Source organism: Mesorhizobium sp. M7A.F.Ca.MR.245.00.0.0, assembly GCF_003997415.1.
Classification (GTDB): domain Bacteria; phylum Pseudomonadota; class Alphaproteobacteria; order Rhizobiales; family Rhizobiaceae; genus Mesorhizobium.
The window spans coordinates 30,698-51,267 of sequence record NZ_RZTE01000043.1 but is presented as its reverse complement, the minus strand read 5'-3'; the positions used below and the strand labels follow the sequence as shown (position 1 = coordinate 51,267).

At 58.9% G+C, this 20,570-nt stretch carries 18 protein-coding genes and 3 pseudogenes; 4 read left to right on the top strand and 17 right to left on the bottom strand.

The features are described 5' to 3' along the window. Nucleotides 1–467: 467 nt before the first annotated feature. Nucleotides 468–695 (bottom strand): hypothetical protein, encoded by a 228-nt coding sequence (locus EOB80_RS28760; protein ID WP_127331210.1) that lies wholly within the window; start codon nucleotides 693–695, stop codon nucleotides 468–470. Between the two features lie 62 nt (nucleotides 696–757). Here EOB80_RS28760 and nifA point away from each other — a divergent pair. Next, nucleotides 758–1,801, top strand: a pseudogene (gene nifA, locus EOB80_RS28755) (nif-specific transcriptional activator NifA); the annotation flags it as partial. 586 nt (nucleotides 1,802–2,387) lie between these two features. Further along, nucleotides 2,388–2,954: a sugar O-acetyltransferase gene (locus EOB80_RS28750; RefSeq protein WP_024505228.1), complete on the top strand. Its 567-nt coding sequence runs from the start codon at nucleotides 2,388–2,390 to the stop codon at nucleotides 2,952–2,954. Between the two features lie 306 nt (nucleotides 2,955–3,260). Here EOB80_RS28750 and EOB80_RS28745 read toward each other — a convergent pair whose 3' ends face one another. The 15 genes and pseudogenes from EOB80_RS28745 to EOB80_RS28670 form a co-directional block, all read right to left on the bottom strand. Then, nucleotides 3,261–4,154, bottom strand: coding sequence for an SIR2 family protein (locus EOB80_RS28745; protein ID WP_127331208.1), 894 nt, complete (start codon nucleotides 4,152–4,154; stop codon nucleotides 3,261–3,263). A 34-nt stretch (nucleotides 4,155–4,188) separates the two neighbouring features. After that, on the bottom strand, nucleotides 4,189–4,401 hold the full coding sequence (gene nifT, locus EOB80_RS28740) for a putative nitrogen fixation protein NifT (RefSeq protein ID WP_024505230.1): 213 nt from the start codon (nucleotides 4,399–4,401) through the stop codon (nucleotides 4,189–4,191). Further along, the gene (locus EOB80_RS28735; RefSeq protein WP_024505231.1) at nucleotides 4,398–4,718 is read right to left on the bottom strand and encodes a nitrogen fixation protein NifZ; all 321 of its coding nucleotides are present in this window, start codon (nucleotides 4,716–4,718) and stop codon (nucleotides 4,398–4,400) included. The genes nifT and EOB80_RS28735 overlap by 4 nt, the downstream gene beginning before the upstream one ends. Before the next feature lie 85 nt (nucleotides 4,719–4,803). Next, nucleotides 4,804–4,998: a 4Fe-4S binding protein gene (locus EOB80_RS28730; RefSeq protein WP_024505232.1), complete on the bottom strand. Its 195-nt coding sequence runs from the start codon at nucleotides 4,996–4,998 to the stop codon at nucleotides 4,804–4,806. A 26-nt stretch (nucleotides 4,999–5,024) separates the two neighbouring features. Beyond that, entirely contained in the window at nucleotides 5,025–6,506 is a 1,482-nt protein-coding gene (nifB, locus tag EOB80_RS28725; protein ID WP_127331206.1) for a nitrogenase cofactor biosynthesis protein NifB, read from the bottom strand. Between the two features lie 273 nt (nucleotides 6,507–6,779). Next, nucleotides 6,780–6,883 (bottom strand): annotated as a pseudogene (locus tag EOB80_RS28720) (helix-turn-helix domain-containing protein); the annotation flags it as partial. 674 nt (nucleotides 6,884–7,557) lie between these two features. Next, nucleotides 7,558–8,259, bottom strand: a complete 702-nt coding sequence (locus tag EOB80_RS28710; protein WP_281058118.1) for an alpha/beta fold hydrolase — start codon at nucleotides 8,257–8,259, stop codon at nucleotides 7,558–7,560. A gap of 270 nt (nucleotides 8,260–8,529) precedes the next feature. Further along, nucleotides 8,530–8,829, bottom strand: a complete 300-nt coding sequence (locus EOB80_RS28705) for a ferredoxin family protein (protein ID WP_024505235.1) — start codon at nucleotides 8,827–8,829, stop codon at nucleotides 8,530–8,532. A gap of 12 nt (nucleotides 8,830–8,841) precedes the next feature. Then, nucleotides 8,842–10,146 (bottom strand): FAD-binding protein, encoded by a 1,305-nt coding sequence (locus EOB80_RS28700; protein ID WP_024505236.1) that lies wholly within the window; start codon nucleotides 10,144–10,146, stop codon nucleotides 8,842–8,844. A gap of 10 nt (nucleotides 10,147–10,156) precedes the next feature. After that, nucleotides 10,157–11,266: an electron transfer flavoprotein subunit alpha/FixB family protein gene (locus EOB80_RS28695; protein ID WP_024505237.1), complete on the bottom strand. Its 1,110-nt coding sequence runs from the start codon at nucleotides 11,264–11,266 to the stop codon at nucleotides 10,157–10,159. A 16-nt stretch (nucleotides 11,267–11,282) separates the two neighbouring features. Beyond that, complete coding sequence (locus EOB80_RS28690) at nucleotides 11,283–12,134, bottom strand: electron transfer flavoprotein subunit beta/FixA family protein (protein WP_024505238.1); 852 nt, start codon at nucleotides 12,132–12,134, stop codon at nucleotides 11,283–11,285. A gap of 185 nt (nucleotides 12,135–12,319) precedes the next feature. Continuing rightward, the gene (gene nifW / locus EOB80_RS28685) at nucleotides 12,320–12,700 is read right to left on the bottom strand and encodes a nitrogenase stabilizing/protective protein NifW (RefSeq protein ID WP_127331200.1); all 381 of its coding nucleotides are present in this window, start codon (nucleotides 12,698–12,700) and stop codon (nucleotides 12,320–12,322) included. 180 nt (nucleotides 12,701–12,880) lie between these two features. Then, complete coding sequence (gene nifS / locus EOB80_RS28680; protein WP_063169388.1) at nucleotides 12,881–14,092, bottom strand: cysteine desulfurase NifS; 1,212 nt, start codon at nucleotides 14,090–14,092, stop codon at nucleotides 12,881–12,883. A 12-nt stretch (nucleotides 14,093–14,104) separates the two neighbouring features. Further along, entirely contained in the window at nucleotides 14,105–14,425 is a 321-nt protein-coding gene (locus EOB80_RS28675; protein ID WP_127331198.1) for a hypothetical protein, read from the bottom strand. 17 nt (nucleotides 14,426–14,442) lie between these two features. After that, the gene (locus tag EOB80_RS28670; RefSeq protein WP_127331214.1) at nucleotides 14,443–14,763 is read right to left on the bottom strand and encodes an iron-sulfur cluster assembly accessory protein; all 321 of its coding nucleotides are present in this window, start codon (nucleotides 14,761–14,763) and stop codon (nucleotides 14,443–14,445) included. 586 nt (nucleotides 14,764–15,349) lie between these two features. On the opposite strand from EOB80_RS28670, the pseudogene EOB80_RS28665 reads away from it, so the two are divergent. After that, nucleotides 15,350–16,381: pseudogene (locus EOB80_RS28665) on the top strand (ChuX/HutX family heme-like substrate-binding protein); the annotation flags it as partial. A 261-nt stretch (nucleotides 16,382–16,642) separates the two neighbouring features. Here the strand turns inward: EOB80_RS28665 and EOB80_RS28660 are convergent. Continuing rightward, nucleotides 16,643–17,875, bottom strand: coding sequence for an MFS transporter (locus EOB80_RS28660; RefSeq protein ID WP_127318061.1), 1,233 nt, complete (start codon nucleotides 17,873–17,875; stop codon nucleotides 16,643–16,645). Nucleotides 17,876–19,362: 1,487 nt separating this feature from the next. On the opposite strand from EOB80_RS28660, the gene EOB80_RS28655 reads away from it, so the two are divergent. After that, on the top strand, nucleotides 19,363–20,541 hold the full coding sequence (locus EOB80_RS28655) for a cytochrome P450 (protein WP_164762757.1): 1,179 nt from the start codon (nucleotides 19,363–19,365) through the stop codon (nucleotides 20,539–20,541). The last annotated feature ends 29 nt before the right edge of the window (nucleotides 20,542–20,570 follow it).

Below are 20,570 nucleotides of genomic sequence, written 5' to 3'. Positions count from 1 at the left end.
GTAGAAGCCATGCAAGACGCCTCATTTGAGGTCACCTGTCGTATCTAGCTGCTTGAGGGGCGGGGCATTGTGATACAGGGAGAGCTGTGGGGTCCCTCCTTCTCGGCCTCGACGATGTGGAAGGAGCCTGTGCGGCGAAACGGGCTAGACGCCCCCCAGGCCCAGAACTTGGGCGAAACCAACACCAAAGGACAGCCGGTTTAGTAGCCGAACAATGAACCCTCGCTCGACGAGCCGCCGTCTCTACTGTCTCCGGCCTCACGCGGTTGACAGCGCAGCGGCTACTGTTCCGCACAACTCGGATGGCAATTGGGACAAGTCCGCACATGTCGTCACGTACGCTGAACGCCGCAGATACAGCCAAATTGGGGGCGGGGCGTTTCTGCCGTTTTGATAGAATTCTATCAAACTGACAATTTTCCTTGCATAAATGCAAGGAAAGCTCGGTTGACTCCCCTCCTTTCTTGTCAAGGATGAGTTTGCAGGCTGCGGTGCGGCAGAAGCCGGACAGAACAGCGACCGGTCGAGTAAAGGCCTGCGCAAACCGCATACTGCGAGCGCCCGCGCGGAGGAAGACGCTCGTCCTGGTGAAAGGCAACGATGCTCAGGCGCCATTGCCATTGCCGAGGGCGTCCGCGCGCCGGAAATTTCGAAGCAACAAAGGTGAGATCGAGAATGATGATGACGAAATACAACACAGCTCACCGTCCAGTGCAGTTCTACCGGCGGGTGGCGGAGTGGGATGGGCTGCCAAATGGAACGTAAAAAGATCAGCAAGGAGATGCTTGGCGATAGTCAGGCGCTGCGCAAGCTGCGTGAGCACCTTGTCAAGGTGGCCAAGGCGAAGACTACGGTCCTGTTGCGAGGTGAATCCGGAACCGGCAAGGAGCTGGTTGCCAAAGCCATTCACGAGCTCTCGCCTCGCGCCAAGCAGCCCTTCATCAAGGTCAATTGCGCGGCGCTCACCGAGACGCTTCTGGAATCTGACTTGTTCGGTCATGAGAAGGGTGCCTTCACCGACGCGAGCAGTTTGCGCAAGGGGCGCTTTGAGGCTGCCGACAAAGGCACATTGTTTCTGGACGAGATTGGCGAAATATCAGGTTCGTTCCAGGCTAAGCTGCTGCGTGTCCTGCAGGAGCAGGAGTTTGAGCGCGTCGGCAGCAACCACACCATTAAAGTTGATGTTCGCGTGATTGCCGCAACGAACAGGGACTTGGAAACGGCAGTTCAACGCAAGGAGTTCCGGCAAGACCTCTATTATCGCATCAACGTCGTCACTTTACGCGTGCCGGCATTGCGCGAAAGGCGAGGTGATATTCCGCTCTTGGCCGCTCAGTTTCTCAAGAATTTCAATACTGAGAATGATCACACGCTGACCTTCGCTCCCGAAGCGATTGAGGTGCTAATGAACTGCGAATTTCCAGGCAACATCCGAGAGCTCGAAAACTGCGTTCAACGGACGGCAGTTCTGGCGACGGGTCCATCAATCCTCAGAACTGACTTTGCCTGTTACGCGGATCAGTGCTTGGCCGCGGCGCTGTGGAAGAACGGACCGCCGACGTCAGAGAAGTCGACTACGATCGAGCCTTCCGCCGCCTGTGCCGCCCCGCCCGTCGGCGACGGGCAAGCGCCGATAGGCCCTGCCACGAGTCGTGGTAGGGTGCCCGATGCCGATACGGTCATTGCTGCCATGGAAAAGTGTGGCTGGGTGCAGGCAAAGGCGGCGCGCCTGCTCGGTTTGACCCCGCGCCAGATCGGCTACGTGCTGAGAAAACGCGGTATCGAGATCAAGCGTCTCTGAAAAAACCCGCCGAGCAAGAGCTGGAGCAGGCCAAGCATTGGTGCTCTGGCGCCGAGCCCATCGGCCAGGCTTACGAAGTGGGTTTGAACAGCGCTCCCAAGATTCCGGCCGTGTGCTTTCTACCACGCAGTCATACTGGGGCTCTGCGACTGACAAACTAAAGAGGAGTAATCCTATGGCTAGTAACTTCGCTCTACACCGCAAGGGCAAATCAATTCGACGTGCCTGGAATCCAGAAATAATCGATGTATCATTGGTGACACGCCAGCATGCGTAGAGGCGACGCGCAGATCTCCGCTGGCGGGACCTGGTCGATACATTAGCTGATGGCTTACCGCTCGATATCACGCAATCTGAGATGGGCATGAAAGTGAGTTCGACCGCTGGACAGTTGCCGACCTCGTCAGGTATTGGCCCTGCGACCGGTTGATCTGCGATATCCAAATTCGCGGAAGTTGGTCGAGACGAAACTGTCGCCCCGGCTCGTGACCGACCGCGCGCCCAGCAAGACCGAGTTACAAAGTTGCCGAGGCAGTTTGATGTGCGTTCCTGCATCACTGTACGGGACACGACCTGACGGGAGACTATGATGCGTAGCCAAAAAGAAAAGATGCTCGCAGGCGAGTTTTACAATGCGGCGGATCCGGAGATCCAAGCTGACCTGTTGGCCACCGGGGCTTGGCTCAAGCGGTACAATGATACGCTGGGGCAGACCACGGGGCATTGGCATGAGCTTTTGTCCGAGCGGCTGGGAGAGGTTGGGCGCGGAACGGTCATCCGTCCGCCCTTTTTTTGCGACTACGGATTCAATATCCGCATTGGAGCCAATGCCTACATCAACTTCAACTGCGTTATTCTTGACGTGGTAGAGGTCAAAATCGGGCAAGGAACGGCAATTGGGCCTGCTGTGCAGATTTATACCGCCGATCATCCACATGATGCCGAGCAGCGGCAGGCCGGCCTGCAGGTCGGGCGTCCTGTTCACATTGGCAGCCGTGTCTGGATCGGCGGTGGAGCAATCATTCTGCCTGGCGTCACGATTGGTGATAATGCAGTGGTAGGCGCTGGCTGCGTGGTCACACGAGATGTTCCCGCCGGGGCAAAGGTAGTGGGAATTCCTGCTCGCGTGGCCGACCCACATAAACAGGCATAATCACCTCGTTGACCCTGGAGGTGCATGCGAACTGTCGAAACTGTGCCGAATTTTTGTCGAAGCCATTGAGCGCTGCATATGTTGTCGCGACTCGGGCGCTTCAGTTCTTTTGCCACGGGGGTCACAAGATCATGTGCGTAATGCCGCCGCAACGTGCTCACGTACCGCAGCAGCGGACCCTTTCACATGGCCCAACGAATTCAGAGCCTACGTTGTGCTGCCACTAGCATTACTGCTCACGAATGTATTCCCAACTGAGTTTTCGCCCTTGGAGGCAAGCAGCGACTCACCAGCAATCGCTGGCCATTAATCCTGGCTAGCATCGACCCCGACGAGGCGAGCCGCGGCGTTGCGGATCGGCATGTCGATGACCGTGATTGCGCCTTCGGCAAGGAAACGACGTTCGTTTCTGGTCAGCGTAGCCGAATCGATCACCGCAAAATGTGGGCCAGTGGAGCGCTTCATCAGCTGTCTGGCATATGTGCGCAGCATCTGATCGTTGAAGCGGCAGCCCACGAAGAAAAAACCCCGGTTGACGCGCCGTTGCTTCACCGCGTCCGGGATCGGCGTCTGGATATCAATTTCGGTTAGGACTTCGACGTAATCGGAATCAGCCACGAGGAAGTTTGCCGCCGGCCTGACGCTGCCGTGCGGCGCATAGAGCACCGTCCTAGCCACTTGCTCGGCCTCGAGTTCTGTTCCTGACAAATCGTAAGTTCTCGTCCAGATGTTACCGATCCCGGTTGCGCGCGTCGTTCCTTGTATCTCGACAACGTCTGTTTGGCCGGCCTCTGCAAGGGCTGCTCGCATGGCGCCATCGTACCAGCTGTCGATGATGACAGACAGTTGAAGGGTTGCGAGCCAGGCGTGAAGAACGGTCGGCTCGGCGGGGGCTGCGAATATCTCCGCCATCCACGCTTGGAGAGTCCGACGATGTCGGCGCTGCTCGATAAACTGCGCGACCGACCACATATTGGTGCGAATCCTGGAAGGGGCAGGCGCCCGCTTGTTGAGGGCCGCGGCGACATCTTCAGGGGTGCAAGGTACAGGTGATTCCTGTGGGTTAAGCTGCAGAAGACCAGGACCGAGATAGGGGATCACTCGATCGGCCTTGAGAGCGCCGTTCAGCAGGTCAATCAGTTTTTTGGCAAAACTGCCCCGGACGACGACGAGATGGTCCCAGCTCAGCATCGTGTTCATACGCGTTTCCTCTCCGCCACTGAACCCACCGGCATCAGGCCCCGTCGGAAATCTTCATCGCCTCGACGGTGATCGGCAAACGCGTGTCGCGCGGAAGGTCGGGCAGCATGAGCCGCCAACCGTTCCTGAGCGTCACGGTCCCGCCCCATAAGTCAGCGTTCTCAATCTCGGTGATCGGCTCTTCGAGATCCTTCTTGGGGACATAAGCCGACAAACCAGTAGCGGTCCTGCGAATCATTACTTTCATCCGGCTGTTCCCCCGTTGGAAATGCCTTCAGCTCCGCAGGGAACCTCGACTTTGTCGAGGCTAATGAGTTCGCGCGCTCGCATGCCGACGACCGTGCCACGATCGATCCATTCGACCGCATAGATGAAGAATTGCTGGAGAAAGGTTCCAATGTCGCGCACGTAGCCTTCGTCGCCCTTCCGCACGAGGTTTTCGCCGATCTCCTTGCCGGGATAAGTGCCGTCGTTTTTTATGTGGCGTATCGCACGGACCCGCTCACCCTGCATGAACCGTGGCGGTCTGCCGATTTCCACCTCCTGTTCGCGTCTGGACCACATGCTGTCCATTCCTTTCTCGAGGCTTTTGTTGTGGTCGCGGGTTGCAGGCGTCGTCGTGCTGCGAACCCGACCGTTTCGGTAGGAATCAAGCGGGAACGCAGGTTTTCGGTACCGGACAGACCGACACGCATTGCTGCGTATCGAAGGCCTCCTTGCATTCGGTGCACTTGTTTGGATCGATCACATAGGCGTCACCCTTGAACTTGATCGCTTCCGAAGGACATTCGAACTCGCAGGCCCCGCATTGGGTACATTGGGATGCGATGATCTTTAAAGCCATTCTAACTCCTGGTTATCGGACACGGCTCAGGCCGTCGCCGCTAGTGGTCTGATCCCAAACTCTGCCGCGTAAAGTGCGCTTACTGCGGTCTCGATGTAGTCATGGCCATAGGCGTCGGTTACGCGCAGTCCAGCTCGCGAGAGTTGTTCCTTCGGGCGATTTCCGATCTTGGCGCATAGCACTATGTGTATGCCTTCGAGCGCTGCGATGACGCCCTCGAGGATGGCGTCTTCGCCCCCGCCTCCGAGGCAATACCGCTCGACCTTCCGATGCCCGACCAGGCTGATCCCTCTAGGCGAGACTTCATAAACCTGGAATTCCTTCGCGTGGCCGAAGTGTTCGTTGACCCGTCCACCTCCCTTAGTGGCCACCGCAACCAGAAGCGACTTTTCGGAGTCTGTTGCCTTGACCATACCGATGGCCTCGCTCCTCGCCGCCTCATGATCACGGCGCTCGTGTGCGACCACCTGCCGATAGGCCTGACGCTGGCCAGCATCGTAGGCGACATCGTCGGGAATCCCGTCCAGCGTGAATTCCTGGCCACGATCTTCACCGAGCAGGCCGACAGCATCTGCCCGGCACTGCCGGCAGTGGCGCATCAACTTGGCGCCACCTTCAAGTCGATCCTGAAGAGCCATCATCTCCTTTGCCGTTGGGCCGCGCTGCCCGATGAGTCCGTAGTGGGTACCGTGCGCCGGGTCCGAAATCAGAGGCATCACGTTGTGCAGAAACGCGCCCCGCTCCCTGACCATTTTGTTCACCTCAAACAGGTGCTGGTCGTTCACTCCAGGAATCATCACCGAGTTGATTTTGGTGAGGATGCCGCGCGCGCTCAGCATCTCCAGGCCCAGCATCTGCCGCGCGTGCAAGATTCGAGCGGCTTCGATGCCGAAGTAGCGGCGATTTTCATAAAAGATCCATGGATAGATCTTCGCGCCGACTTCCGGGTCGACCATGTTGATGGTGATCGTCACGTGATCAACATTCATTTCGGCAAGCTCGGCGACATGGTCCGGCAGCACGAGCCCATTAGTGGAGACGCACAGCTTTATGTCGGGGATTTCCCTGATGACGCGGTCGAACGTTGCCTTCGTTTTCTCCCAATCGTAACAGGCATCCCCCGGCCCAGCGATGCCAAGAACCGAAAGCTGCGGAACTTTGTTGGCAACGGCGATGACCTTGCGTAGCGCTTGGTCGGGCGTCAACTTCTCAGACACAACACCAGGCCGGCTCTCGTTGGCGCAATCGTATTTGCGATTGCAATAGTTGCACTGGACATTGCAAGCCGGCGCGACCGCCACATGCATACGCGCGAAATAATGATGCGCTTCCTCCGAAAAGCAGGGGTGATCCTTGATCCTTTCCCAAATAGCCGGATCCCCTTCGCCCGGGCTGGTCGGCGACGAGCCGTAGGAAGACGATGCGCAGCCACCGGATTTCGCGGCTGCCAGAAAACCCTCGGATGTCGTGCTAGTCGGCCCCTCAATCGAAACTGTCGGTGAGGACATCAAACGGCTCCGTTGCTGGTAACGTCGCGGTTCAAGGTGCAAGAGCCATACCAACTGAAAAAAGCGGCTTCAGTTCACTATTCGGGTCGATATCGCATTGTGTCAGGCCGGCGCGACACAATTTTGTCCTGCTTGCGACAGTGCAAGTCCAAATCCGTTCAGAAGCACGAAGCACTCCTTGTCGCGCACAGGGCGCGCAAGACCACTGGCCTGACGATTGGCTCATCAGGCTCTTAGAAGTTCCTTCACCTCGATACTATGCCGGCGTATCGCCTAGCCGACTTGTCGCAGCTTGAGGCCGAGAATTCGAGCCGCATTAGCCTGAACCCAGCCGGCCTTCTCCATTGTGTCGATCAGCCGTCACGCTCCGTCCGCCGCGGTCCCAGCCCCCGTCCGGCCGTATCGTTAGAATCGCAAGTGCCCATCTCGTGTTCAGGCGGGCGCCGATGCGCCGAACCGGCATCGTGCTGGCCCGTGAGAGCTCGTCGATGACATTGCCACGTTCCGAAAGATTGGTTCCATCCAGAGGAGAACGCCAAGCACGCAGTTCTCCGGCTCGCGGACGTTGCCGGGGAAATAGCATTGCGAGATCAGCTCAACTGCCGACGGCGCAAAGCCATGGTTCTCCATATTTCAAGGGTAAGCGCTGTGTCCTTCCAGGAGGACCCGCGATCTGTGGGCCTGCCGATTCTGAGGTGGATCGGAGATCGGCTTGTGTCTGAACTTGAACTTACGATTGACCCTGAGCGGCAGCCTCGGCGTTTTCGAGGGTGATCAACGGCGCTGTTGGTCGGCGGCATTGGTCGATGGACGACAAGGCACGGAGTCATCTCCGAGACCCTGGAGCCGACGCGGTGATCTCGGAGGTTGCCCGGCGCTACGGGCTGCGGCCGCGGCGGAACGCTCGCAAGCTTGCGACGTCGGCAGGACAGGCCACTCCCGCCTAGTGGTTTCGGTGGCGCCACCGGAACGACCCGTTGGGCCTACATCCTTGCACCAGAGCTCAAGGCCACGGCCTGAGAATCGGCCGCCGTTCCCCCTACTTGGTTCCTCAGCCGACAGCGCTAAGAAGGAGAGCAACTTCCGTCGGCGCGAGGATCATTGCGTCGTGGCCAGTGGCGAGTTCCTGCCACGCCCAGCCATCCTGCTTTGCGACCCATTCTCGCGCTCCCGCCATCGGCGGGTGGAGTGGATTAGTGCAGACGACATAGGTTCGGGGTCTGCCGTTGCCGAGCGGGTGCTCGAGCTTAAGTCCGCTTTCGTAGGTGCCTGCCGGATGCGGTGTTATCCGGCGCCGCACCCAGTCCGTGAGCGAGTGTCCCTCGGGAATGCCGAATGCTGTTGGCGGCGGAGTCGGCATGAAGATACCCCGTCCTTCCTCCGCAACCAATTTTCGACGGGCGGCGACGATGTCGGGGGGCATGGTACTGAATACACTTTGACCGCTCTCGACGATGGCGCCGTCGAGATAAACGAGATGGCTGATATGGTCGGGTATCCGGTCGGCGGCGCCGGTGATGCTGATGCCGCCTAGACTGTGACCGACAAGGATCACATCGCTCAGCTCTTCCGTTACAATGTGGTTGACGATGTCGGTCACGAATGTGTCGGGCGTGATGTCCTTGCACAGCAAATGTGCGCGTTCGCCGACACCTGTCTGGGTAGGCGTGGTCACGTGGTATCCCATCTTACGAAGATTGGCGGCCACGTCCCGCCAACACCATCCGCCATGCCAGGCACCATGCACTAGCACATACGTTTTTATCACGGATTGTGCCGTTCCATTTGCTCACCGGCCGTTGTGGCTGCCATCCGGCACGATGGCCGGACATTGTCCAAAGGGGCTCGACCACGTTACCGGTGGTAAGTCCGGCACAGGCGCCCCGTGGCCTGAGGATACCCCTACCAAGTCGAGGAAACTTGAATTGCGAAACCCAATATTCACTAGCTCTTTGCAAGTGGATGGAGAGGCTCATGGTGTGCCGCAGTTGCTCGCTGCCGGCATGCTCTTGGCACCGGCTGATCATCCGAACTTGAACAGGACACCAAAGCCGCCGCGCGGATAGTTCCACTCGATGTCGCCGCCTTTCTCGCACAATATCCGGCAGGTGCCGCATTCCATGCAGCCGTCGGCGGTGATCTCGACTTGACCCTTGTCATTCAACTCATAGCATTTCGCCGGACAGACGTAGGTCAAGGCAAGCAAGTTCGCGCTTGGCTTGTCGTGCGGTCGCACTATGATATGGGGGCGGCCGGAATCGACCAGATAGCGGTTCTGGTAAAGTTTGTCCTCGACACGAACCTTCGTCACTGCGATCGTCATCTTGTACCCTCTTCAGCGCCATGCCAATGCCAGGCGGACCGCGTCGCTGACCAACCCCCAGCGCGAGCGCGCGTTGATGAAGGCGGCCGTGGTGTTCTTTTCCTTCTCGATCTTCGGCGTGCCGTCGACACGCATGAAGTTCTGAGCGGCATGCGACATCAACCGCGGATAGCTGTCAAAAAAGTTGCTGGAATTGGTGTGGAGTAAGGCTGGCATGTCCTTGTATTTCTTAAGATCCTTGATCACAAAGGAGTCATCCAGCATCGTCTTGTAGAGCGCAAGGTTCGCTTTGGTCATAGGACCGTTGCGGCTTTTGACTTTGATGATCGCCTCAGCCGCGACGCGACCCGAGGTCATGGCAAGGTTCGAACCCTCACGGTGAATGGCATTGTTCAGTTGCGCTGCGTCGCCGACGATGACCCAACCGTCGCCGAAGAGCTGCGGAATGGCCCTGTAACCACCTTCGGGGATAAGATGGGCGGCATATTCTTTCACCTCCGAGCCAGCGATCAGCGGCCGGATCGAAGGATGGTTTTTCATCGCATCCAGGAGGGCGGACGGGCTCTCCATCGTCGCGGCGAAATCCGAGACCAGGCAGCCGATGCCGAGTGAAATCGACTCCTTATTGGTGTAAAGGAAGCCGAGCCCGGCCATGCTGCGAGAGATCGTGCCCACGGCCTCGATTACGCAGCCTTCATCGCCCTTGACACCGAACCGCTGGCCAATGACCTCTTCGGGCAAGAAATGCATTTCCTTGACGGCAAGCGCCACGGTCTCCGGCTTCGGCATCTCGCGCAGGCCTGCGCGAGTGCCAAGCAATCCCGACACCCCTTCTGCGAGAACGACCACATTCGCGAAGACCACTCCGCCAGCCCGGTCTGTGCGGACGCCGATCACCTTGCCATTGCCATCACGGACGAGTTCCGTCGCGGTCGTCTCACACAGGACCGTCGCGCCAGCCTCGCGCACCTTGCGGGAAAACCATTTGTCGAACTGGGCGCGGATGATCGTGTAGCGGTTGGGTTTCGCCTCATTGAAGTCGTCCGACCGGTAATGAATTCCGGTGTGAGACGTGTCGTCCATCACCCAAAGTCGCTGTTCGACCAGGTGCCGCTCGAGGGGCGCATCATCGCGGAAGTCCGGGATGATCTTCTCCAGCATGTTCGCGTACATTATGGCACCCTGGACGTTCTTGGAGCCCGGATATTCCCCGCGCTCCAACTGCAGTACCTTCAGCCCCTGGCTTGCCAAAGTGTAAGCAGCTGCGTTTCCAGACATGCCAGCTCCGACCACAATGGCATCGAATTGTTCAATCATGTCCTCTCCCTCAACTCGCAAGCTTGTCTCGACTGTGCGGCGACAGCCGCCGGGTGAAGGCTTCCGTCAGTGCGGGCAGGAAGCGGATTGCATCCGTGACGATCCCGAGGTGGGCGAACTCGAAAATCGGCGCGTTCGGATCGGTGTTGATCGCGACGATGAGATCGGCCCCCTCGACCCCAACTCGGTGCTGGATGGCGCCGGAAATTCCGGCCGCGATGTAAAGCTTCGGTCGAATGGTCTTGCCAGTTTGTCCAATCTGTCGATCAGCCGGCATCCAGCCCTTCTGGACCAAGGGGCGCGAACAGCCATGCTCGGCGCCGATCGCTCGGGCAAGATTCTTCACAAGCTGAAGGTTCTCCGCCGCTCCGAGACCGAGGCCTCCCGCAACCACGACATCCGCATAGGCAAGATTTGCCATTGCCGACTGGTTATCCGGTAGGAAGCCGAGGACTTTGGTGACGATATCGTCCTCAACGAGCGACAGCTTGTGCCGCATGACACGCCCGACCGGCTTATCCACCCGTTGCGGCATAGGCATGACCCTTGGTCGCACCGTCGCCATTTGCGGCCGGTAATTTAGTGTATAGATCGTACACAACAATGAGCCACCAAAAGTCGGACGGGTCGCGGCGAGTGAACCGTCGGAATCTACATCAAGTTCGGTGCAGTCGGCCGTGAGCCCCGTCTGCAGGGTCGTCGCTACCGAGCCTGCAAGATCCCTGCCCAGTGTGGTCGCGCCGAGAAGGAGGATTTCGGGTTTATGGGTATTGACCAGATCCGTGAGCGCCTTGGCGAACGGCTCGTTCCGGTAGTCGGCGAGCGGCGGCGCATCGACGATGTAGACAAGATCCGCCCCGTAAGCGAAGGCCTCGGCAACAGCGTCCTCGACCATCTCGCCCGGCGGTCCCAGCACGACGCCCGCGAGCTGGACTTCAAGCTTGTCGGCTAATTTGCGGCCTTCGCCCAGCAGTTCGAATGATACAGGATGCACATTGCCGCGTTCGAGCTCGAGGAAGACCCACACGTGCCGGTAGTCTTTGAAACGGTCGGGAAGTTCTTTCTTTACACCGGCACGGCCGGGGGCAATGCGAGGGGTAGTTTGGCTTGCGGTCGACATTTTCTGCTCCTGGCCGTCACGTGCCGCTGTTGAAGGCCAGCTCATGTTCCAGCGCCGGCCGGCGGGTTAAGATATCGGCGATGAGTTCATCGGCTATGTCCTGCAAGCCCCTTTCCGCGGTGTCGATCTGCGCCGCCCTTTCTGCCCGTGCGGTGGGGGCGAAAACACGCTTGACGACTGTAGGCGAGCCACGCAGACCGCACCGGGTGAGATCGTCAATGCCGGCGTCGGCTGCAGTCCACTTCACGACTTGGCTGCGCGCCGCGCACAGAGCCTGCTGGAGCGAGCCCCGGCGGATTTCGTTGGTGTCTTCCAGCATTGTAATGAGGCAAGGGAGTCTGCTCTTCAGCAACTGGGTGCCGCCTTCGGCGCGACGCGCGACTTCGATCTCTCGCGTATCGCGGTCGATGGAGGCAATCTTCGCGACATAGGTAAGTTGCGATAAATCTAGGCGCTTGGCTATGCCCGGTCCGACCTGGGCGGTATCGCCGTCAATCGTCTGCTTGCCGGTGAAGACGATGTCCGGCCTGCCGAAAGTCTCCCCAATTTTTGCGATTGCTTGCGAAAGAGCAAAGGAAGTCGCCAGCGTATCGGATCCGGCAAAATAGCGGTCCGTCAAGAGAACTGCTCGGTCAGCACCGTAACCGAGCGCCTTTCGCAGCGAGTCCTCCGCCATGGGCGGACCCATTGTGAGCACAGTAACCTCGCCACCATGAACGTCGCGCAGTTTGAGCGCTTCTTCGAGGGCGAACAGGTCGTAAGGATTGATGATGGTCGGAACACCCTGACGCATGATCGTGTTCGTCACCGGGTGCACGCGGATCTGTGCCGAATCCGGCACCTGCTTGATGCAGACTACGATATGCATTGGCGGTTTCTCTAAGCTCCCAGTCCGGATTCGTGCTTGGCGGTTCACCTCATTGCCTGCATCGTTCATGCCAAGTCGTCTTCCTGCCTCTATTCCAGAAGGTGGCTTCGTTTGCTTCCGAGGAGGCGTCATGAGGACTGGATTTGTCGACTTCTCGACATTGTCGCGTCGCAGCCGTGTCGGGCTCAATACTTTCCGAACCGCTTCAGTGCAGAGTCGAGCGGGACGAAGGCGCGGCCAGGTGCGGGACATATGTTTGGATCGTGGTCCCTTAGCACCTTGAACACACGTTGCGTGAGCGGCGGGGAAGTCGCGAAATCTTCGTAGGCGCGTTCCAGCTTGGCGCGCACCCGCGCGGCGATTACCTGGTTAGGCAGACCGGAGAAATCTTCTTCGGCAAGGTATTGGCCCACGCGCTTCATGATATGGAGCCGCGAGACATTCATCACTTTCGGGTCGTAGGAGACGTCAAGGCAGGCGAAGAAGTCCTCCGCGGCCGACAGGCCCTTCAGTCGCGCTAGGATATCGGTGCGATCGATCGGGCGGCTATCAGCGGAGCAGTTCATTGTATTCTCCCGGCGCGAAATTGTGGTGTCGATGCATTGGTGACATTGCTGACGGCGTGCCGACCTCTGGCACGGCGGCTGGGCAAGAGACTTGGCGATCTCAAGCTCTTCTTGAAGTGGTGAAGGCGACCCCGAGTTTGACTGCTCTCCTTGCGCAGGGTCGTCACGTTGAGGAAGACCTCACGGCTCGTCGGCTATTGTGCCGCTCGGACCCGGGCCGGAATGAAGCTGTTCTGCACCTCGCCCGCACAGTCCAGCACTGGGAACGGCCCGTAGCTTCTCGGTGATCGCAGGCAGGACCTCAAGCACGCGGTCTACGTCATCTTCGCCGTTGTCACGCGACAAGGAGAAGCGGACTGCCCCACATGCCGCGTTCATAGCGATCAGAACATGGCTCGGTTCCAGTGAGCCAGAGGCACAGGCGGACCCGGCGGAACAGGCGATTCCCAGCCGGCTCAGGACAATTGGAATTGCATCGCCTTCGATACCTTCGAATCCAATGTTTGCAGTGTTTGGCAATCGCTCTTGCGGATCGCCGTTGATGGATGTGTTTGGGATGCGCTGGATGATCCCGTTCTCAAGGCGGTCGCGCAACCATTTTATTCGTTTTGTCTCGTCCATGAATTTCAAGGCGAGTTCGGCCGCCATGCCCAGTCCGACTATGCCGGGTGTGTTTTCAGTGCCTGCACGCCGGTCGCGCTCTTGGTGCCCACCCTTGATCATGGAGGAGAAGCGCACGCCACGTCTTACATAAAGCGCGCCTATCCCCTTTGGACCATGCAGCTTGTGGGCGGAGAGCGACAGCATGTCGATCGCGGTCGATTTCAGCTCAATCGGAAGCCTTCCGACCGCCTGCACTGCATCAGTGTGGAAAAGCGCGCCGACTTCCCTGGCTAGATCGGCAAGCTTAACCACGGGAAAGATCGTACCGGTCTCATTGTTCGCCCACATTATCGAGACGATTGCCACTTGTGGGGTGAGGGCGGTTCTGTAGGCGTCCAGGTCGAGCCGGCCGTAGTGATCGACTGGGATAATGTGCACCTTGACGCCGCGCGTCTTCTCAAGGTGCGCGCACAACTTCAGAACGGCCGGATGTTCAACCGCGGAAGTCACTATTTCCGTTCGGTCGGGCATCACCTCCAGCGCCGAAAGGATGGCTGTACTGTCGCTTTCAGTCCCGCCCGAGGTGAAGATGATCTCGTCCTCGAATCCCGCGCCGATGAGGGCTTGCAACTGTTGCCTCGCCTTTCTCACGGCTTCAGCAACCGATGCGCCATAGGCGTGCATGGACGAATGATTGCCAAATTGCTCCGTAAAGAAAGGCAACATCGCTCCAACGACTGCAGGATCAACCCGCGTCGTTGCGTTGTTGTCGAGATAGACAGGGTTCATGGGAGTGATCCTTCAACTGCTGAAATGATTCAAGGGTAGGCGGGCGGCCATTGAACCTCTGGCGCATATCGTATCTGGTAAGGTGGGCGGCCGGGCGAGCGATGGCTTGGCTGACCGGTCGCTGTCGACATTGCCCTTTGGTGGCGGCATCCGCCGGGAATTCAGCTGTTTCGGGCAATTTTGTTTGCTTGCCCACGGCAACGATCGATGATCGCGATTTGGCGCATCACCGAACGCAATTGTTCCGGGCCGACAGTGCGTGTCGGCCGGTTCCAGAGCGCCGGCGGTTACCGGTTCGACGCAGTATTCCTTGGCGTCGCTATTGTCGAACATAGCCTGTTCCCTCGCAATCATTTGCAGGACTTGCCGCAGCCGCACGTCTCACGCGCATTGGGGTTATCGAAAACAAAGCCGGATGTTTCGAGCCCATTGACGAAGTCCACGGTCATGCCGGCGGCATGGGGTTGGGAGCCTCTATCCATGAACACCTTGAGCCCATCTCGCTCGATGATCGCATCGCCCTCACGTGAGACGCTCTCCAGGCCCATTGAGTATTGGAAGCCGGTGCAGCCGCCGGCATGGACCATGATGCGAAATCCTTCCGCCGGCTCGCTGGCGCGGTAAAGAGCGGCCTTGATGGCGGCAACAGCGTTGTCGGTGAGCGTAATCATGGCTCGATTTCTCCTCGGTCCGGCGTTTTCGCGGATCATCTCGCATGGACCGTGCCAAAGGGAAGACGTGTCAAAAACCGTAGGACATCCCGACGTCTCTTATGCTCGATTGCTGGGGAGACGTCCGACAACCGACACTTACTGTCGGGTTTGTCGCGTCCGCGTCACAGGAAGGGCGCCTGAGTTCGCGATGCACTCACGCGTAAAGCAATGAACAGAGCCAAAGATGTTCAGAGCTTGCCGCGGAGCAACTGGCACGATTTTTGTGAAGCCTTCGTTGCGGCGGCAAAATTGCCGGCCGATTCACCTTTGGGTTGCCCTCGCAATCGAAGAACGAAGGGAAGCAATATGATCCATCAGACCCGCCTTAAGTGGGAAAGCAGCACCGCCGGTGGTACCCGAATGCTCGATCGGCCGATTGGCGCCGACCACCCAACAATCGCTCTCTACCGGCGATTGGCCGCTGACCGCCCGGAGACAGGATTCGACTGGCATGTGCCTGACGATCGATCGCGTCCGCCGTGCACACCCCTGAGGCCCGTTTTTCGATCGATCGTCAAAAGAAGAACGGGGCAGGGGTAAAAACATGGATCAGCGCAAGAAGCGGTCGCCCAACGAAATCCGGCGTGCGTGGGAAGTCTGTCCGAACATTCCCGCGCGTGATTTCGCCGCCCAATTGGCCATTTCGGAAGCGGAACTGGTCGCGGCCCATTGCGGTTTCGGCGCGGCACGCATCGACCCGCGCATCAATCACCTTCTGACGGGCCTCGAATTCGTGGGCGAAGTGACGGCGCTGACCCGCAATCAAGGTGCCGTGCACGAAAAGATTAGCGTCTTCAACAGAGTGATAACCGGCAACAATCACGCCATGGTCCTTGGTGACGAATTCGACCTTCGCGTCTTCCCGCAGGCTTGGAGGTATGGTTTCGCTGTTGAAAGGCGCCATCGCGGCGGAATCCAGCGCAGTTTGCAATTCTTCGACGCCGCCGGCGCAGCAGTGCATAAGGTGCATCTCAGGCCGGTCTCCAACCTTCATGCCTATCGAAAGCTGGTGGCCGAGCTCGTATCCGCCAACCAGGAGCCGACCATGTCGCTTAAGGCGAGAGTAGCCGACCTGGGGGCGAGGACTGCGGACTGGGCCGGCACGGTGGACGACCTACGCGAGTCCTGGAGCCGGCTGACTGACGTCAACCTTCTAAAGACGCTCAAGCTCAGCCGCTGCCAGGCTTTGCGCATGGTCGGCCAGGATTACGCTTGGCTGCTCGACAATGCCGCAGTTGGCGCCGTGCTCCAGCGTGCGGCCGAAGACGAATTGCCGATCATGTGCTTCGTCGGCAACCGAGGTTCTATCCAGACCCATTCCGGCTTAATCAAGTCGGTCAAGCAGATCGGGCCGTGCATCCATGTGCTGGACGAAACGTTCCGGCTGCATCTCAGGACCCACCAAATCCGTGAGGTTTGGGCCGTGCGCAAGCCGACCAATGACAGTCACGTCACCTCGCTCGAAGCATATGGGTCCGACGGCAAGATCATCATCCAGTTGTTCGGTGCGCGCAAGGAAGGCGAACGCGAGCGCGACGACTGGCGGGTTCTGGCGGAAAACCTGCCTCGTTTCCCCGACAGCTACATGAGAAAAGACCGATCGTCGTCGGTGGGACGCCGGCGCCCATCTGCCTCCGCAGCCAGTAGCCGGGCATTGAAGCCGAGACCGGGGACACGATGACGCAATAAGCGCGCTGTATTATCGCAACGCGATGAGCAGGAAGCAATTTGGCGCTGCCCCATCGACCGCATGGTTACGACGAAGCCGCGGCCTTTGGGCCGAGCTCAGAGGTGACAATAGCGTGAACGCCGCCGACCGTCACTCCCCACCAGGCGGTCAGGTTTTGCGGTTCGGGCCGAGCAAAAATACTGTCAAGACAGCGAGGAACGTGGCAACCGCGCTGTAGACAAAGACACTGGCAATACCCGTGTGATCCACCAATAGGCCACCGAAAGTTGTGCCGGCTGCGATGGCCACTTGGAAGGTTATGACCATCAGTACACCAGCGCTCTCGGCCTGTTTCGGAGCGGCGCGTAGCACCATCCATGTCTGCAATCCGACCGGGACCGCGCCAAAAGCAAAGCCCCATACGGCAACTGCAATTGCCGAGGTCAAGGCCGATGCTCCCATGGTCAGGAGCGAGACAGCGGCTACGGCAATGAGCAGGGGCGGCAGGGCCGCGACCGCCTTGAGACTGTGTTTGGTGAGGAATGCGCCGGCTAAATTGCCGAAGACGCCGGCCGTGCCAAAAGCAAGGAACACGAGCGGGATTGACTTCTTTTCGAGCGCAGGAACGCTCTCGAGAAAGGCGCGGATGTAGGCGAAGCTGGCAAAATGGCCGGAAGCGACCAATAGCACGACTAGCACCGCAACCTTCATCGCCGGATTCTTCGCGACATCCAGCGGACTGCGGAATCTGCGCACTTCGATCGGAGGCAGTGGCGGAATGGTTACGAGTTGCACGAGCAGCGCAACGGCACTCACGATTGCGGCGACCTTGAACGAGGCTCGCCATCCCCAAATGTCACCGACATAAGCGCCGATTGGAGCCGCGCAGACGGAGGCGACAGAAACGCCGGTGAGGATGATCGACATGGCGCGCGGCATGAGGTGACTTGGAACCAGCCGCATCGCCAACGCTGCCGAAATTGACCAAAAACCACCAAGCGATATGCCAAGGACGACGCGTGCCGCCAGCAAAACCGGCAGCGACCCCGCAACCTCTGCCAGAACGTTCGACAGGATCAGCAGGAGCGTCATCGCCCAGATGACGACCCTGCGGTCCAGACGCTTTGTCACCATGGCGATTATCGGTGCCGAGATCGCCGCGACGATTGCGGTCGCTGTTAGCGCCTGTCCAGCCGTGCCCGTGGTGATACGGAGATCATGCGCGAGCGGTGTCAGAACGCTGGCGGGCAGAAACTCTGCCGTCACAAGCCCGAAGGTGCCGAAGGAAAGCGAAATGATGGCACCCCATGCAGGGCCAGAACGTTGATATGGACTTTCTGGGTCAAGCCGATCTCGGTCGAACAAAGCCGCGTCCACTAAATCTGTCGCCGATTCGGTCATGAATGAGTTCTCCGGCTAGGAGCTGTTGCAGCAGGGGTGGCTACATCGCCGGGGATCAAAGCCGCGAGACCTTCCGGCGGCGGCCAGTCGGCATCAGTCGAGGCCTCGGCGCCCGACGCATCCGAGGCCTCATCGGAGGGCCGACGGACCCAACCGTCGACAATGCGGGAGAGTTCTCGGCGCGGTCGCATCGATCGCATTCGTGAAGTGCGGTCTGTTCACTGCGAACCAAGCAAGCCGAACGCGGTGTCCTCGATCGAGGCCTTGATGGGGGGATGATCGACGATCTCTATATTGCTTTGAAGCAGGAAGTTCCGTCGCCATATGTGGTTATCCTGGCAGCCAGAATTGAGCGGTTGTCGCAAGCACCAAGGCGGTCGCAATGAGTGCAACGAGGCGGAAGTCTGATGGATGGCTGCGGTTCGATGGCCGCGCGATCGACAAAATTGAGGTGATGAGTTATCCCTTTTGAAGCCGTTGCTCCCAATTCTGGGATAAGGTAATTGCAGGCGGTCCCAGCAACGTCGGGCGGCCTTTTTGGTGATCGAATTCATGGGACGACACTCTCGGTCCGTGACGCATCTGCGAATGACTGCGCAAGTTCCGTGCCATCAACGACAAATCTGGCTCTGCTGAGCGGGTGGTGGAGGCACGAGCGTGGGCTATCCCAAGAGCTTGCCGCAAGGTTGTTCGAAGTTGAGGTGCCGGATAGACCGCAAATATGTCGGGCGGCCTGGGGTTGGCCAACACGAAGATGCGCAAGTTCAAAAGGACGAGCTGAACCCTTGCCGATATCCGTCCGAGGCTGATCTGGAGAAGGTCAAGAACTGCGTCTTGAAGGCTTCCGCCGCACCGGCAAATGCGAAGCCAAGGTGCTGGGCAAGATGGACAGGGCCATCCAACCCGTCGACTGGACGCTCATTAATGGCGTCGGTGTGGCTCTGTAGCTGGCGAGAAAAACGCCCTGCTGAAAGACAAAAGCTCGTGTGGCCGGCTCTGAAGGACGGCCAATGAGGCAGGCGAGGAGAGGCTATAGTCCATTCGTGTAGGCTGATCTTGTCCCACGGAGGCGGCTAACCACCCCGCCAGACATCATCGAGGGGAGCGCCACTAGGCTCACCCCAAGTGTTGGTCGTTTCCACCTGGTGACCTCGGCCAAGTCACCAAGCCGCTTAGCGCAAGCTTTCGAACTGGATGCTCCCCGGGCACATGATCGGCTAGCGATCCCACCAGTTGAGTTGCTCCAAGTCGGTGTCTAGCTTTCTACATTCTGTGTCCGACGCTGGACAAGAATGTGGCAATCCCGACCAGTAAGTCAGCACAGGCGCCACCTGTTGCCCAGCAAAACGGCAAGGATTATCGAAAGACGAATTCGGCACGGAGCTTGCACCAACGATTGCATGCAAATGCCGACAGCATCTCATGAACGGTCTCTCGATTCTGGCGCGGTTAAATCGCGGCCGGTTCCAGATCATGTCCCGCCCGAAATGGTGAGGGACTTCAACCTGTTTGCGTCGCCCGGCATGTTGCCGACGGCTAACGGGGATCCGCATGCAGCGGTTGCTTGCGTTCATGCCGGGCCTCCGATCTTTTATTCAACCAGCAACACGCGCGACGGTCGGGGTACCTGGGTCATCACTCGCGCGAGCGACCAGCGCCGGGTGCTGCAGGACACCGAAACGTTTTCCAGCCATCGCAGCATCTTCGCCTCTGTGCTCGGCGAGAGCTGGCCGATGATCCCGCTTGAGCTCGATCCGCCATTCCACGGTGTTTTTCGCTCACTGCTCAATCCGCTGCTTTCGCCAAAGCGGGTAATGGCATTGGAGCCGGCTGTCCGGGAACGAGCGATCAAGCTGATCGACAGGATCGCCGCATCAGGCACGAGCTGCGACATCATGAAGGATTTTGCAGTTCCGTTCGCGGTCAATATCTTCCTTCGCTTTATTGGGCTTTCGGACGACGGACTAGAAACATTTGTCGGCTGGGCTAGAGATCTGCTCCACGGCGATAAGGAGCAACGACCACCCGCAGCCCGGGCGATCGTGGCCTTCATCGACGAACTTGCCACCGAGCGCCGCAAGGAGCCGGTCGATGATTTCATGACCTTCATCGTGAAGGCAAAGGTCGAGGGTCGTCTGCTCAGTGACGAAGAAGTCCGTGGCATCGGCGTGCTTGTGTTCGTCGCGGGACTCGACACGGTCTCAGCAGCCATATGCTTCGACTTGGCCCATCTCGCGCGCAACCCCAAAGATCAGGAATTGCTACGAAGCGAACCTGACCGGATTGCCGTCGCTGCGGAAGAATTGCTGCGCGCCTATTCGACCATTCAGATGATCCGAGTGGCAACGAAGGATGTCGACTTCAAAGGCGCGCCGATCCGCAAGGGAGATTATGTTTCCTGTGCCACGATGATTGCCAATCGTGACCCGGCGGAATTCGAATGCCCGAATGAGATCGATCTGGCGCGCGAGGACAACCGGCACGCTGCCTTTGGCTATGGTCCCCATCGTTGTCTTGGCTCACACCTTGCCCGGCGGGAGATTGTCATTGGCCTGGAGGAGTGGCTGGCGCGCATCCCAGCCTTTCGGATCAAGACAGGGACTGAACCTATCACCTTCGGCGGCCATGTGTTCGGGATCGAGAATCTGATCCTGGACTGGTCCTGAAGTTTCAGCCCACGACATTGGAGTTCGCT

Excerpts from the sequence above, each read along its gene's own strand:
- EOB80_RS28675 (WP_127331198.1), bottom strand. The coding sequence starts at position 14,425 with ATGTTCGACAATAGCGACGCCAAGGAATACTGCGTCGAACCGGTAACC.
- nifS (WP_063169388.1), bottom strand. The coding sequence starts at position 14,092 with ATGAACCCTGTCTATCTCGACAACAACGCAACGACGCGGGTTGATCCT.
- nifW (WP_127331200.1), bottom strand. The coding sequence starts at position 12,700 with ATGAACTGCTCCGCTGATAGCCGCCCGATCGATCGCACCGATATCCTA.
- EOB80_RS28655 (WP_164762757.1), top strand. The coding sequence starts at position 19,363 with ATGGTGAGGGACTTCAACCTGTTTGCGTCGCCCGGCATGTTGCCGACG.
- EOB80_RS28690 (WP_024505238.1), bottom strand. The coding sequence starts at position 12,134 with ATGCATATCGTAGTCTGCATCAAGCAGGTGCCGGATTCGGCACAGATC.
- nifB (WP_127331206.1), bottom strand. The coding sequence starts at position 6,506 with ATGTCCTCACCGACAGTTTCGATTGAGGGGCCGACTAGCACGACATCC.
- EOB80_RS28705 (WP_024505235.1), bottom strand. The coding sequence starts at position 8,829 with ATGACGATCGCAGTGACGAAGGTTCGTGTCGAGGACAAACTTTACCAG.
- EOB80_RS28750 (WP_024505228.1), top strand. The coding sequence starts at position 2,388 with ATGATGCGTAGCCAAAAAGAAAAGATGCTCGCAGGCGAGTTTTACAAT.
- EOB80_RS28660 (WP_127318061.1), bottom strand. The coding sequence starts at position 17,875 with ATGACCGAATCGGCGACAGATTTAGTGGACGCGGCTTTGTTCGACCGA.
- EOB80_RS28700 (WP_024505236.1), bottom strand. The coding sequence starts at position 10,146 with ATGATTGAACAATTCGATGCCATTGTGGTCGGAGCTGGCATGTCTGGA.
- EOB80_RS28695 (WP_024505237.1), bottom strand. The coding sequence starts at position 11,266 with ATGTCGACCGCAAGCCAAACTACCCCTCGCATTGCCCCCGGCCGTGCC.
- EOB80_RS28730 (WP_024505232.1), bottom strand. The coding sequence starts at position 4,998 with ATGGCTTTAAAGATCATCGCATCCCAATGTACCCAATGCGGGGCCTGC.
- nifT (WP_024505230.1), bottom strand. The coding sequence starts at position 4,401 with ATGAAAGTAATGATTCGCAGGACCGCTACTGGTTTGTCGGCTTATGTC.
- EOB80_RS28735 (WP_024505231.1), bottom strand. The coding sequence starts at position 4,718 with ATGTGGTCCAGACGCGAACAGGAGGTGGAAATCGGCAGACCGCCACGG.
- EOB80_RS28745 (WP_127331208.1), bottom strand. The coding sequence starts at position 4,154 with ATGAACACGATGCTGAGCTGGGACCATCTCGTCGTCGTCCGGGGCAGT.
- EOB80_RS28670 (WP_127331214.1), bottom strand. The coding sequence starts at position 14,763 with ATGATTACGCTCACCGACAACGCTGTTGCCGCCATCAAGGCCGCTCTT.